At 57.8% G+C, this 12756-nt stretch carries 12 protein-coding genes and 3 tRNA genes; 4 read left to right on the top strand and 11 right to left on the bottom strand.

Annotated features, from left to right (window positions below; translation table 11 throughout):
• Positions 1 to 109 precede the first annotated feature (109 nt).
• The 6 genes from pykF to ACUTSC_RS03850 form a co-directional block, all read right to left on the bottom strand.
• Entirely contained in the window at positions 110 to 1522 is a 1413-nt protein-coding gene (gene pykF / locus ACUTSC_RS03875; protein ID WP_197767739.1) for a pyruvate kinase PykF, read from the bottom strand.
• Between the two features lie 393 nt (positions 1523 to 1915).
• Complete coding sequence (locus ACUTSC_RS03870) at positions 1916 to 2221, bottom strand: cupin (protein ID WP_445653101.1); 306 nt, start codon at positions 2219 to 2221, stop codon at positions 1916 to 1918.
• 117 nt (positions 2222 to 2338) lie between these two features.
• A tRNA-Val gene (locus ACUTSC_RS03865) sits at positions 2339 to 2415 on the bottom strand.
• A 20-nt stretch (positions 2416 to 2435) separates the two neighbouring features.
• A tRNA-Val gene (locus tag ACUTSC_RS03860) sits at positions 2436 to 2512 on the bottom strand.
• A 20-nt stretch (positions 2513 to 2532) separates the two neighbouring features.
• Positions 2533 to 2609, bottom strand: a tRNA-Val gene (locus tag ACUTSC_RS03855).
• A gap of 181 nt (positions 2610 to 2790) precedes the next feature.
• Positions 2791 to 4167 (bottom strand): MATE family efflux transporter, encoded by a 1377-nt coding sequence (locus ACUTSC_RS03850; RefSeq protein WP_445653100.1) that lies wholly within the window; start codon positions 4165 to 4167, stop codon positions 2791 to 2793.
• A gap of 239 nt (positions 4168 to 4406) precedes the next feature.
• Here ACUTSC_RS03850 and ACUTSC_RS03845 point away from each other — a divergent pair, with 239 nt between their 5' ends.
• Complete coding sequence (locus ACUTSC_RS03845; RefSeq protein ID WP_016927930.1) at positions 4407 to 5057, top strand: riboflavin synthase; 651 nt, start codon at positions 4407 to 4409, stop codon at positions 5055 to 5057.
• A gap of 54 nt (positions 5058 to 5111) precedes the next feature.
• On the top strand, positions 5112 to 5405 hold the full coding sequence (locus tag ACUTSC_RS03840) for an I78 family peptidase inhibitor (protein WP_038874785.1): 294 nt from the start codon (positions 5112 to 5114) through the stop codon (positions 5403 to 5405).
• A 73-nt stretch (positions 5406 to 5478) separates the two neighbouring features.
• Here ACUTSC_RS03840 and cfa read toward each other — a convergent pair whose 3' ends face one another.
• Positions 5479 to 6630 carry a cyclopropane fatty acyl phospholipid synthase gene (gene cfa, locus ACUTSC_RS03835; RefSeq protein WP_038874787.1) on the bottom strand — a complete coding sequence of 384 codons (1152 nt, stop codon included), beginning with the start codon at positions 6628 to 6630 and terminating at the stop codon, positions 5479 to 5481.
• Between the two features lie 344 nt (positions 6631 to 6974).
• The gene (punC, locus tag ACUTSC_RS03830) at positions 6975 to 8186 is read right to left on the bottom strand and encodes a purine nucleoside transporter PunC (RefSeq protein WP_443003626.1); all 1212 of its coding nucleotides are present in this window, start codon (positions 8184 to 8186) and stop codon (positions 6975 to 6977) included.
• A 123-nt stretch (positions 8187 to 8309) separates the two neighbouring features.
• Here punC and punR point away from each other — a divergent pair, with 123 nt between their 5' ends.
• Positions 8310 to 9254 (top strand): DNA-binding transcriptional activator PunR, encoded by a 945-nt coding sequence (punR, locus tag ACUTSC_RS03825; RefSeq protein WP_107226868.1) that lies wholly within the window; start codon positions 8310 to 8312, stop codon positions 9252 to 9254.
• Here the strand turns inward: punR and purR are convergent.
• Complete coding sequence (gene purR / locus ACUTSC_RS03820; RefSeq protein ID WP_033638375.1) at positions 9251 to 10276, bottom strand: HTH-type transcriptional repressor PurR; 1026 nt, start codon at positions 10274 to 10276, stop codon at positions 9251 to 9253. The genes punR and purR overlap by 4 nt on opposite strands.
• A gap of 324 nt (positions 10277 to 10600) precedes the next feature.
• Here purR and cydH point away from each other — a divergent pair, with 324 nt between their 5' ends.
• Positions 10601 to 10690 (top strand): cytochrome bd-I oxidase subunit CydH, encoded by a 90-nt coding sequence (gene cydH / locus ACUTSC_RS03815; protein ID WP_019455989.1) that lies wholly within the window; start codon positions 10601 to 10603, stop codon positions 10688 to 10690.
• 61 nt (positions 10691 to 10751) lie between these two features.
• Here the strand turns inward: cydH and sodB are convergent, their stop codons facing one another.
• Both sodB and ACUTSC_RS03805 read right to left on the bottom strand, forming a co-directional pair.
• On the bottom strand, positions 10752 to 11330 hold the full coding sequence (sodB, locus tag ACUTSC_RS03810) for a superoxide dismutase [Fe] (RefSeq protein WP_004931333.1): 579 nt from the start codon (positions 11328 to 11330) through the stop codon (positions 10752 to 10754).
• Between the two features lie 199 nt (positions 11331 to 11529).
• Positions 11530 to 12348, bottom strand: coding sequence for an NlpC/P60 family protein (locus ACUTSC_RS03805; protein ID WP_197767744.1), 819 nt, complete (start codon positions 12346 to 12348; stop codon positions 11530 to 11532).
• Between the last annotated feature and the right edge of the window lie 408 nt (positions 12349 to 12756).

Genomic DNA, 12756 nt, shown 5'->3' with positions numbered 1-12756 from the left:
CTAAATAATGAGCGGATCGCGGTTGCGTTTTGAGAAAAATAGTTTACTGCCGATAAAAAAAACGCCGCAAAGCGGCGTTTTGATCAAGGCAATTATGTCACGTTTTATATTACAGCACGTGTACCGAGGCCGTGTTGGTGGTGCCGCTCGGCACCAGCGCGCCGGAAACCATCACCACGACGTCGCCTTTCTGCGCCAGGCCGCTGGCCAGCGCGGCTTCTTTACCGATGCGGTAGAAGTCGTCGGTAGAGGCGATTTCCTTGACCATCTGCGGGATGACGCCCTTGCTCAGCACCAGCTGATGCGCGGTAGTTTCATTGGTGGTCAGCGCCAGGATCACCGCGTTCGGGAAGTATTTACGCACGGATTTCGCCGACTTGCCGCCGCTGGTGGCGACCACGATCAGCGGCGCGTCCAGTTTCTCGGCGGTTTCAACCGCGCCGCGGCATACCGCTTCGGTGATGCGCAGCTTGCGACGATCGTTCTGGGCGTCGATGCGGCTTGGCATCACGCGATCGGTACGCTCGCAGATGGTCGCCATGATGTTGACCGCTTCCAGCGGGTATTTGCCCTTGGCGCTCTCGCCGGACAGCATGACGGCATCGGTTCCGTCCAGGATGGCGTTGGCAACGTCGCCGGCTTCCGCGCGGGTAGGGCGTGGGTTCTTGATCATGGAGTCGAGCATCTGGGTGGCGGTGATCACCACTTTACGCGCGCGGTTGCATTTCTCGATCATCATCTTCTGGGCGAAGATCACTTCTTCGACCGGGATCTCGACGCCCAAGTCGCCACGGGCAACCATGATGCCGTCGGACGCTTCGAGGATCTCGTCGAAGTTATTCAGGCCTTCCTGGTTTTCGATCTTGGAGATGATCTGAATCTGCTCGCCGCCGTGGGCTTTCAGGTGTTCGCGGATCTCCAGCACGTCAGAGCGTTTACGGATGAAGGACGCCGCCACGAAGTCGACGCCTTGTTCGCAGCCGAAGATCAGGTCGCGTTTGTCTTTTTCGGCCAGCGCAGGCAGTTGGATGGAAACGCCCGGCAGGTTGACGCCCTTGTTCTCGCCCAGGTCGCCGTTGTTCAGCACCTTACAAATGACTTCGTTTTCGGTCACATTGGTGACTTCCATGCCGATCAGGCCGTCGTCAACCAGCACGGTGTTGCCGATCTTCAGGTCGGCGGCGAAGCCGGCGTAGGTGACCGCTACGCGATCGCTGTTGCCGATCACGCTCTGGTCGGTGGTGAAAGTGAAGGTTTGGCCGGCGACCAGCGAGGCGTCTTTACCGCCTTCAAGTTTCATGGTGCGAATTTCCGGGCCTTTGGTATCCAGCAGGATGCCGGCGTTGATACCGGTTTTCGCCATCACGGCGCGCATGTTCTTGATGCGGTTGCCGTGCTCTTCATAGTCGCCGTGAGAGAAGTTGAGACGCATCACGTTCATGCCTGCATTGAGCAGGTTGGTCAGCATTTCTTCCGATTCGGTTTTTGGACCGATGGTACAAACAATTTTGGTCTTTTTCATGGCGGAGTTTTCTACAAGTTGTGATGGATAAAAAAACGAATTTGACCGGCGCGGTTTACGCCGGTTGGGAATTTGGGTCGTGCCTGGTGGTGAAAAACATAGTTAAGGATAGGTGACGACAGTTGAAGTGGGGCGGAAAAATTCAGCCCGCGCGGGGGCGCGGGGATGCTGCGCAACGGGGTAAGATCAGATCGTGTTGTTATAGCGTTTTCGCAGATCAAGGGCTGAAACCATTCAACTGATAGACGTTGCGCATTATAAAGGCTAAGCGGCGGGAAACAAAATAAAAAACCGCGGCGGTGCGGCGGATATAGCAAAACGGGGCTAAATGTGGCGCAAATGCAACGCGTTGTGGGTTGCTTGTTGCGCAAATAACCTTTTTGTACCTATGGGTTAGCGCGTTTGGGGGATTTCCAGCAGCACGCCGGCGCTCAGGCAGAAGCAACCGCTGGCGACGTTGGCCGGCAATATCAGGCTCTCGCCGGCCCGTACCATCCGGGTGTCGCCGCCGAGGGTAAACTCGAACTCACCGGAGATCACCCGGGTTTGCACTGGATGTGGAGGTTTTTGCAGTTGGCCGAAGTCGCCGGCCTCGAAACGCACTTCCGCCGCCGGTGAACCGTCGCTCATCACGCCTTCACGACGGGCAGGGCCATTGCCAAGCGGTAAAAAGGCGGTTTTGGCGGTAAAGCTGGTCATGTGGCGTTCCTGATGGTTGGTGGCGGTAGCACGGCGCGAACGGCATCATAATCGGGCGGTCGGCAGAGACGATACAACGGGAAGTATAACGCGACAGGGTGAGGTGAATCAGCAATATGGTGCGTCCGAGTGGACTCGAACCACCGACCCCCACCATGTCAAGGTGGTGCTCTAACCAACTGAGCTACGGACGCACTGGGCTGTTTCTGAAATTTGGTGCGTCCGAGTGGACTCGAACCACCGACCCCCACCATGTCAAGGTGGTGCTCTAACCAACTGAGCTACGGACGCACTGTACTGCTTCAGGAATTTGGTGCGTCCGAGTGGACTCGAACCACCGACCCCCACCATGTCAAGGTGGTGCTCTAACCAACTGAGCTACGGACGCATCTTTTCCTGTCTGTCATGGCTGACAGCGGGGACGAATATTAACGAGCTACCCGCGTGCTGGCAAGGGGAAAAGCGCAATTTTATTCGGTATTTCACGCGATTGCTGAGGTTATGCGCAGTCCGGCGTTTTTTTCTGCAAACCGCGGCCCGGCCGGGGAGGAAACCGGCCGGGCGTGGGCTCAGCGCGTGGATCGCTGCAGGATGACGGCGGTCGGCTGTTTCTGCAGCCAGCGCATGCGCAGCGCCATCATGATGGCGGCGAAGGTCAGGCCGATGATAAAGCCGATCCAGAAACCGCTCGGCCCCATCGCCGGCACCACCACGTCGGTTAACGCCAGCAGATAGCCGCTCGGCAGGCCCAACACCCAATAAGCGATGAAGGTGATGAAGAAGATCGCGCGGGTATCTTTATAACCACGCAGCACGCCGCTGCCGATCACCTGGACCGAATCCGAAATCTGGTACAGCGCCGCCAGCAGCATCAGCTGCGAAGCCATCGCCACCACCGCCGGGCTATCGTTGTACAGCAGGGCGATCGGTTCGCGCAAGGTGGCGGTAAACAGCGCGGTGCAGATGGCCATGGTGACGCCGACGCCGATGGCGGAGTAGGCGGCGACGCGCGCGCCTTCGACCGAACCTTCCCCCAGACGGTAACCGACGCGGATGGTGGCGCCGACGCCCAGCGACAGCGGCAGCACGAACATCAGCGCGCTGAAGTTAAGCGCGATCTGGTGGCCGGCGACCGCAACGATCCCCAGCGGCGAAACCAGCAGAGCCACCACGGCGAACAGGGTGACTTCGAAGAACAGCGCCAGCGCCACCGGCATGCCGATGCCGATCAGGCGCTTCAGCGCCGCCCAGTCCGGGCGGCCGAGATCACCGGTTTGGCGTTTGATGTCGCGCTGCGAGGGTGCGCGCTTCACGTACCAGCGCATCATCAGGAACATGAGCCAGTAGACGCTGCCGGTGGCGACGCCACAGCCGACGCCGCCCAGCTCCGGCATGCCGAACTTGCCGTAGATGAAGATGTAGTTGATCGGGATATTCACCAGCAGACCGAGGAAGCCGATCACCATGCCGGGCTTGGTTTTGGACAGGCCTTCGCACTGGTTGCGCATCACCTGGAAGAACAGGTAACCCGGCGCTCCCCACATGATGGCGTGCAGATAACCGACGGCTTTATCCGCCAGCTGCGGATCGATGTTGTGCATCATGTCGATGACGAACTTGCAGTTATACAGCACCACGATCAGCAGCACCGACACGCCGGAAGCCAGCCAAAAACCCTGACGCACCTGGTGAGCGATGCGATCGCGCCGCCCGGCGCCGTTAAGCTGGGCGATAACCGGGGTCAGCGCCAGCAGCAGGCCGTGGCCGAACAGGATGGCCGGCAGCCAGATGGAGGTGCCGACCGCAACCGCCGCCATGTCGGTGGCGCTATAGGCGCCGGCCATGATGGTATCCACCACGCCCATGGCGGTTTGCGATATTTGCGCGATGATGACCGGGATAGCGAGAGCCAATAAACTACGCGCTTCAATTAAGTACTTCTGCACGCATACACCTTTTCTATTTATATATGTGGGAGGGAGGGCTGTCGCGAGAGGACAACAATTAAAATAGCGGAATTTTGTCAAAAAGATTGTACCTGCTCGGCGTCGTTAAGCAAACGCCGCAGATAAATAGTTATTAAATGCGCAGGCCCGCGTTTTTTGCCTACGCGGATTTGGTTTTCAGCGCCAACTGGGGCAAACTGCCGGGAGCGTTTTAACCTATTTAGCAAGAAGAGGCACATATGTTCACCGGTATCGTACAAGGCACCGCGCCGCTGGTCGCCATTGATGAGAAACCCAATTTCCGCACCCACGTGATCGAGATGCCTGCCGAGCTGTTGCCGGGGCTGGAGCTGGGCGCGTCGGTGGCCCATAACGGCTGCTGCCTGACCGTGACCGCGGTGGAAGGCAACCGCGTCAGCTTCGATTTGATCAAGGAAACGTTGCGCCTGACCAACCTCGGCGACCTGGCGCTGGGCGACATCGTCAATATCGAGCGCGCGGCAAAGTTCAATGACGAAATTGGCGGCCATTTGATGTCCGGCCATATTATCTGCACGGCGGAAGTGGCCAAGATTTATACCTCGGAAAATAATCGCCAGGTATGGCTGCGCATGCCGAATGCGGAATTGATGAAATATGTGCTGCACAAAGGTTTCATCGGCATCGACGGCATTAGCCTGACCATCGGCGAAGTGGTGAATAACCGTTTCTGTGTGCACCTGATCCCGGAAACGCTGGATCGCACCACGCTGGGTAAGAAACGCCTGGGTGACAAGGTGAACATCGAAATCGATCCGCAAACGCAGGCGGTGGTGGACACCGTCGAGCGCGTGCTGGCCAACCGGGAAGCGACGCTGGCGGCGGCGATGGCGCCGGCGCACAAAGACTGACAGCGATTCCGGCGTTGCCGCCGGTATCGAATCATAAGCAGAGAGGAGAAACGCGTGAAGTTTTATGGGAAAACGTTGTTGTTAACCGCGTTGCTGGCGCTGAGCGCCTGCAGCAGCTCACCTGAGCAGGGCGCCGGCGCGCAAATGGCCGATGCGGACGATACCTGCGGTGCTTCGCAGTATCAAAACTTCGTCGGTAAGCCGATGACCTCGCTGGAAGGCGTGCGGATCGACGCCAAGGTGCGCGCCATTCCGTACAACTCTGCCGTCACCATGGATTTCAACCTGCGCCGCCTGAACTTCCTCGGCGATAGCAACGATAAAATCATTCGCGTTTACTGCGGTTAACCCGCAGGGTCCGAAAGAGCAAAAAAAAGCCCCGGCGATGATGTTGCCGGGGCTTTTTCATTGGGGGAAACGTTCAGCGCGCGACGCGAATGCCGCCTTCAACGCCTTTCGGGCTGAACACCACCTGCCACAGCTGCAGATCGCGCGCCCGGAAGGCGCCGGCGCAGGCGTTCAGGTAGTAGCTGAACATCCGCTCGAAGCGTTCGGAATAGCGCGGGGCAAGCTGTGGCCACGCCTGTTTGAAGCGTTCGAACCAGGCCATCAGCGTGCGATCGTAGTCGGCACCGATGTTGTGCCAGTCTTCCATCACGAAATGGCCCTCGCTGGCTTCGGCGATATGGCTCACTGAAGGCAGGCAGCCGTTCGGGAAAATGTACTTGTTGATCCACGGATCGACGTTCATGTCGGTTTTGTTGGAGCCGATGGTGTGCAGCAGGAACAGGCCGTGCGGCGCCAGATTGCGCTCTACCACGTTGAAATAGGTGCGGTAGTTTTTCGGCCCGACGTGCTCGAACATACCGACGGACACGATGCGGTCGAACTGCTGATGCAGATCGCGGTAATCCTGCAGCAGGATCTGCACATCCAGCCCGGCGCAGCGCGCCTGAGCCAGCTTCTGCTGTTCGGCAGAAATGGTTACGCCGACCACTGACACGCCGTAATGCTTCGCCGCATAGGCGGAAAGACCGCCCCAGCCGCAGCCGATGTCCAGCAGGCGCATACCTGGCTGCAGCTGCAGTTTTTCGCAGATCATCCGCAGCTTCGCTTCCTGCGCTTCCTCCAGCGTGGTGGCGTCTTTCCAGTAGCCGCAGGAATATTGCATGTAAGGATCGAGCATCAGGGTAAACAGATCGTTGCCGAGATCGTAATGTTCTTTGCCGACGATCCAGGCGCGCTTTTTCGATTGCAGGTTGGTCAGGCGCGCGGCGGCGATACGCAGGGTATCTTTCAGGTGGTGGGGGAGTTTCTTCTCCAGCCCGGCGCTGACCACGCGCTGGAAGAACATATCCAGCCGTTCGCACTCCCACCAACCGTCCATGTAGCTTTCGCCCAGGCCCAGCGACCCTTGCTGCAGGACGCGTTTAAAGAAATCGGGATTTTTAACCTGAATATCGAAAGGGCGCGATCCGTTGATTTCAATGCCGGCCAGACCGAGCATTTCGTGCGCGATACGGTACCACTGATTGTCCTGGATGCTCAGATCTTCTATACACGATGAACTCATAGCTTCTCCATCACCTTCTTCTGACTGATGACCCGTTAGGAAACAGCTTAGACAATTTCTGCGGGTGCATACGTTTACCGGCGGAAAATAGGCCCGCGGCGTCTGATATCCGACTATGAACAGAGGAAATTTAAAGAAACGACCCGGCGCGAACGGCGCGGGATAAACGCATCCTTAAAAAAAGAGTGTGACGCAAAGCGCGTACACAAGTGCTAATTGAGATATAGAGATTATAAGGTGTTACTTTACAAGGTTGTTTTTGAGTATAGGCGTGCCGAGACGTTGACTCAACTGTAAATCGCACTCGGCACGCATATTCTTTAAGTGATTATTAAACTTGGTAATTATGACGCTGAGTTAGCATGTTCCCGCTGCGCCTTTTGCTGCGCGTCAACTGCTTTTCCCCGCTGCAGGAAATACCCCAGCGCGGCCAGGATCACCGTCGATACCATTACCGTCACCGTCGCCAACAGCGGCTGGGCAATGAACGCCGACACCAGCATGCTCGCCACAAAGCACAGCCCCAGCTGCAGCGTATTTTGCAGCGCGGCGGCCTTGCCGCTGCTTTCCGGGAACGGCATCAGCGCATTAGCCACCATGATCGGATAGCCGGCGCCGTTGACCAGCGCCATCACGCAGAACGGGATCAGCAGCGTGGTGAGCGTCGGTGCGGTCAGGGTCGCCACCAGATACAGCGCCACCATGCTGACACCATAAGCTACCAGCAGCCACGGCAGCAGGGTTTTGCCATTGATGCGCTTCAGCGCGGCACGGCAGCCATAGCCCCCCAGCAGGAAAGCCAGCGTCTGCGGCACATAGCTCAGACCGATGTCGCTCGGGCCATAGCCCATATCACCGAGGATGAACGGCGAGCCGGTCAGCCAGGCGAAGAAGCCTGCCGAGCAGGCGGCGTACATGGCGACGTTGCCGCTGAACACCGGGGATTTCAACAGTCGCCAGAAGCTGACGCCGTTTTTTGGCGCCTCGGCGGTGGGCTGCGTTTTGGCACGCTCTTTGAGCATCAGCGTCGGCAGCAGCAACAGTACGGTGATGGCCAGCAGCACGGCGAAGATTGCACGCCAGCTGGCGTGGTTCAACAGCCAGGCGCCCAGCAGCGGCGCCAGCGCCGGAGACAGCGCGACCAGCGGCATGATGGTGGCGAATACGCGATTGGCCTGGCCTTCGCGATAGCGGTCGACCACCAGCGCTTGCCAGATGGCGGCGGCGGAACAGACGCCGACGGCCTGAATAAAGCGCAGGATCCAGAGCTGCACGGCGTTCTCTACCCACAGCATGCCCAGGCAGCCGAGGCCGAACAGCGTCAGGCCGATCAATAATACCGGTTTGCGGCCCAGACGGTCGGAGAGCGGCCCCCACAGCAGCTGCGCGAAGGCGAAGCCGGCCAGGAAGATGCTCAGGCTGGCGCTCACCGCGCCGGCGGAAATTTGCAGTTCCTCCCGCATGGCGCCGAAGGCGGGGAGGTACATATCGGTCGCCAGATAACCCAGCATGCTCAGGCCGGCGAGGTAGAACATAAAGCCAAAGGAATTTCGCATGGTATTTCTCGTTAATATTTTAGTGTCGCAGGTTTTTAGCGCCGGCCAGTGTATCCGGCTGGATCTCTGCTTGTGAAACGGTAATATTTGCAAAGTGCTGTTAAAAAAATTGAAGGCAAAGCGATGTGGTCTGAATATTCTCTTGAAGTGGTCGACGCAGTGGCGCGTACCGGCAGTTTCAGCGCGGCGGCGCAGGAGCTGCACCGGGTGCCGTCGGCGGTGAGCTATACCGTACGGCAGCTGGAGCAATGGCTGGCGGTGCCGCTGTTTGAGCGGCGCCACCGCGACGTGGAGTTGACGCCGGCCGGCGCGCTGTTTATCAAGGATGCGCGAGTTGTTATCAAAAAAATGCTCGACACCCGCCGCCACTGTCAGCAGGTGGCCAACGGATGGCGCGGCCAGCTGAATATCGCGGTCGACATCATCGTCAAACCGCAGCGCAGCCGTCAGCTGGTGTTGGATTTCTACCGTCATTTCCCCGACGTCGAATTGATGCTGCAACCCGAGGTGTTCAACGGCGTGTGGGATGCCTTGGTGGACGGCAGGGCGGATATGGCGATCGGCGCCACCCGTGCGGTGCCGGTCGGCGGCGGTTTCGCCTTCCGCGACATGGGTTATATGAACTGGCTGTGCGTGGTCAGCCCGCAACATCCGCTGGCGCAGTTGACGGGGCCGCTGAATGACGATCAGCTGCGGCCGTACCCTTCGCTTTGCCTGGAGGACACCTCGCGCAATCTGCCCAAGCGCGTCACCTGGACGCTGGATAACCAGCGGCGGCTGGTGGTGCCGGACTGGACTTCGGCGCTCGACTGTTTGTGCGCCGGGCTGTGCGTCGGCATGATGCCGGCGCATCGGGCGCTGCCGCGGGTGCAGCGCGGTGAGTTGAAGGCGTTGCAGCTGCAGCAGCCGTTTCCTGCCAGCCCTTGCTGCCTGACCTGGCAGCAGGATAAACCGTCACCGGCGATGAGCTGGCTGCTGGCGTATCTGGGCGATGGGGAAACGCTGAATCAGGAGTGGCTGAGCGAGGTGGAACCGGAAGCCGCGCAGGCTTCCGGCGCGGGGGATTAGCGGCGGTAGTCGATGAACGGGCCGTCGGCGACCGAGCGGCGTTCGATCAGCTTCGGATGCACTTCGATCACCTGCGACTCTTCGCGTTTGCTGATAATGCGATCCAGCAGCATGGTGAAGGCCATTTCGCCCAGACGCTCTTTCGGCTGGTGAATGGTAGTCAGCGCCGGGGTGAAGTAGCGGGCGTTGCGCACGTTGTCATAGCCGATCACAGAAATATCCTGTGGCACCCGCAGCCCCAGCTCGTCGGCCGCGCAGATGGCGCCCATCGCCATGATGTCGCCGCCGCAGAATACCGCGGTCGGCCGCTGTTTTTGCGACAGGATTTGGTGCATCGCCTTGTAGCCGGACTCCGGCTCAAAGTCACCCTGGACGATCCACTCTTCGCGGATGTCGATATGCGCTTCCTGCAGCGCCTTCATAAAGCCCTGATGACGGCCGCCGCCGGTGTTGCGCGACAGCTGGCCCGGAATGGCGCCGATATCGCGGTGGCCGCGCTCGATCAGGTAACGGCCGGCCAGATAGCCGCCTTCGAACGCGTTATCGATGATGGTATCGGTGAAGTCGCCGCGCGCAGCGCCCCAGTCCATCACCACCATCGGGATATTACGGTAGTCTTCCAGCATGCCCAGCAGCTGATCGGGGTACTCGGAGCACATGACCAGCAGGCCGTCGACGCGTTTTTGCGCCAGCATCGCCAGATAGGCGCGCTGCTTATCCAGATTATTGTGTGAGTTGCACAGGATCAGGGTGTAGCCCTTGCTGTAGCAGCTGTTTTCCACCGCCTCGATCACTTCGGCAAAGTAGGGCGCTTCGCTCGAGGTGGCCAGCAGGCCGATCGACTTGGTGTGATTGACTTTCAGGCTGCGCGCCACGGCGCTCGGCGAGTAGTGCAGTTCTTTGATGGCGGCCCACACGGCCGCTTTGGTCTCTTCGGCGACGAAACGAGTCTTATTGATGACGTGGGAAACGGTGGTGGTGGAAACGCCCGCGCGTTTGGCCACATCTTTAATCGTTGCCATGTAAGGAATGACTCCTGAACTCACATGTTTACAGCATGTAAGTGTGATGTTAATCGTTTGCCTACGTAGATCCTTCTCCAGAGAAGCGAAAACTGAGTTTTTAGTGTGTTGAAGTCTTCAGCGCTTAATCAGGAGGGGCATGGATGCCGGTACGCAGTTGTGAACTGCGAATTTTGTCGCATATTGAACAAAAGTGGAAGAGGTAATCGAGATTATAAACCGGGAAATGATAACAAGATTTTGTCGGCGAACTGTGGGAAAATGATTTGACGTACTAATTGTGCGCCTTTTATCCTTAGGAAAGCCCATTTTAAAGGAGTTGTCATGGATACCGAATTGAAGATGTCGCTGTTCACCACCGTCTGCGCGTTAGCGGTCATTATCGCTTTCAGCTTCGTTGCCGCGTTGAACTGATTTACCCCCGGTTATAAAAAAGGCGCAGCCTGGCTGCGCCTCATCACCTCAGAACCTGCGCTTACGCCAGGTTTTCCGCGGCGAAGGTCCAGTTGACCAACGCCCAGAAGTTTTCCAGGTATTTTGGACGCGCATTGCGGTAATCGATGTAATACGCGTGTTCCCACACGTCAACGGTCAGCAGCGGTTTGTCTTCACCGGTCAGCGGGGTGGCCGCGTTGGAGGTGTTGACGATCGCCAGCGCGCCGTCTGGTTTTTTCACCAGCCAGGTCCAGCCGGCGCCGAAGTTTTTCACTGCGGCATCGGTGAACTGCTCTTTGAACGCAGCGAAGGAGCCGAAGGATTTGACGATCGCCGCCGCCAGTTCGCCCTGCGGTTCACCGCCGCCCTGTGGCGACAGGCAGTGCCAGTAGAAGGTGTGGTTCCACACCTGCGCGGCATTGTTGAAGACGCCGCCGTTAGAGGTCTTGATGATCTCTTCGAGCGATTTGCCCTCGAACTCGCTGCCTTTCACCAGGTTGTTCAGGTTAACCACGTAGGTATTGTGGTGTTTGCCGTAGTGGTATTCCAGGGTCTCAGCGGAGATGTGCGGCTCGAGCGCGTTTTTCTCATACGGTAATGCAGGTAATTCAAACGACATTGCTTCCTCCTTTACAGCGCCATTCGCTTTCCGCCGGGGCGAGAGTCATATGGGCCGTTTTTTATTGTGGTCTTTCAATCTTAACAATTTTCATCATAAAAAACAGGAAGAAAAGCGAGAAATGCGCGTGGGGTGGTGCGATGGGCGAGAGCTTGAGCAGGCGGTTGCGACCGGGACCGCAACCGCGCAGAGCAGGGAATTAACGGATAGTTTTCGGCGTTACTACGCGGCGTGCGCCGATGTAGTGGTTCTGCCAATAGTCGTTGTCGAGCTGGCTGATGCGGATCTCTTCGCCGGTGCGCGGCGACTGGATGAATTTGCCGTTGCCGAGGTAGACGCCAACATGGTCCGCCACGCCGCGGTTGTTGATGCGGAAGAACACCAGATCGCCGCTTTCCAGCTCGCTTTTCTTGATCGGCGCCGCGTCGCGCAGGTGATACATTTCGTTGGCGGTGCGCGGCATTTTGATTTTCACCACGTCTTTATAGGCGTAATAGATAAGGCCGCTGCAGTCGAAGCCGGTGCGCGGCGAACTGCCGCCCCAGCGGTAAGGTTTGCCCATCTGCCCCATCAGCTTGGCCATCGCGGTCTGCTTGGCATGCTGGTAGCGTTTTTTGTGCGCCGGGCTGAGTTTTAACGGTTTTTCGTCACGCGCCAGTTTGGCGGTGGCCATACCGGCTTCGCGGTGGCGACCATAGCCTTTTTTATAGCCCTTTTTCGGCGGGGTGACTTTAATCTTGGCGGTTTTCTGCGCTTTGGCCTTGGGTTTGGCGCTGGCGATCTTTTTCGCGCTTTTCTCGCTTTTCGTCTTGGCGGCCCTGGTTTTTTTCGCAGGGGCCGTCACTTTGGCTTTTTTAGCGGCTTTGTCCGCTTTCTTTTTTCTGCGGTCATCGGGCCGCGCTTCATTAGCATGGCTTTTACGCTGCTCGGCGGCAACACGCGCCTGTGGCGCAGCGTGCGCCAAATTGAAGAAGAGCTGCGTAAACAGCAGCGCAAAGAGCGTAAGAATTAAACGCATGTCGACGTCACCAACCTTGGCCCCGAAGCGGATATCGAAAGAGTTACAGTATTCCCGAATTTCGCCATATAAAACAGCGAAGAACTCATAAATAATAATCCATATTGTGAGAAAACGTTAATGACATTTTTTTTGGTTCAAAATCAGTCCGTTGGTGTATAAAAAAGCACCGCCGGGTGGCTGTGGATATAATTAATCCCCGCCGTCATCGCCAAGCAATATATTAGTGAAATGGTCGGATTAAAAATGTTATTCTCAACGTATGTTTTGACCGGAATGACGTGGCCGGTGAAACGCGATCGGTAGCGGGCGAATATCCTTGCAAAAGATGGCGTTTTCTTGCGACTGTTCCAGCCGCTACAATAGCCCGCGTGATGCATGTTGTAGCCATGAAATGTGGCTTGAGGA

It is taken from the genome of Serratia sp. TSA_105.2, from assembly GCF_052692115.1.
Note: the sequence above shows the minus strand (reverse complement) of the source record. Positions and strands in the feature narration are given on the sequence as shown.

Bases quoted from the DNA above. Each gene is read 5' to 3' on its own strand.
- cfa (WP_038874787.1), bottom strand. From the start codon at position 6,630: ATGAGTTCATCGTGTATAGAAGATCTGAGCATCCAGGACAATCAGTGG.
- ACUTSC_RS03805 (WP_197767744.1), bottom strand. From the start codon at position 12,348: ATGCGTTTAATTCTTACGCTCTTTGCGCTGCTGTTTACGCAGCTCTTC.
- ACUTSC_RS03845 (WP_016927930.1), top strand. From the start codon at position 4,407: ATGTTCACCGGTATCGTACAAGGCACCGCGCCGCTGGTCGCCATTGAT.
- punR (WP_107226868.1), top strand. From the start codon at position 8,310: ATGTGGTCTGAATATTCTCTTGAAGTGGTCGACGCAGTGGCGCGTACC.
- purR (WP_033638375.1), bottom strand. From the start codon at position 10,276: ATGGCAACGATTAAAGATGTGGCCAAACGCGCGGGCGTTTCCACCACC.
- cydH (WP_019455989.1), top strand. From the start codon at position 10,601: ATGGATACCGAATTGAAGATGTCGCTGTTCACCACCGTCTGCGCGTTA.
- sodB (WP_004931333.1), bottom strand. From the start codon at position 11,330: ATGTCGTTTGAATTACCTGCATTACCGTATGAGAAAAACGCGCTCGAG.
- pykF (WP_197767739.1), bottom strand. From the start codon at position 1,522: ATGAAAAAGACCAAAATTGTTTGTACCATCGGTCCAAAAACCGAATCG.
- punC (WP_443003626.1), bottom strand. From the start codon at position 8,186: ATGCGAAATTCCTTTGGCTTTATGTTCTACCTCGCCGGCCTGAGCATG.
- ACUTSC_RS03870 (WP_445653101.1), bottom strand. From the start codon at position 2,221: ATGACCAGCTTTACCGCCAAAACCGCCTTTTTACCGCTTGGCAATGGC.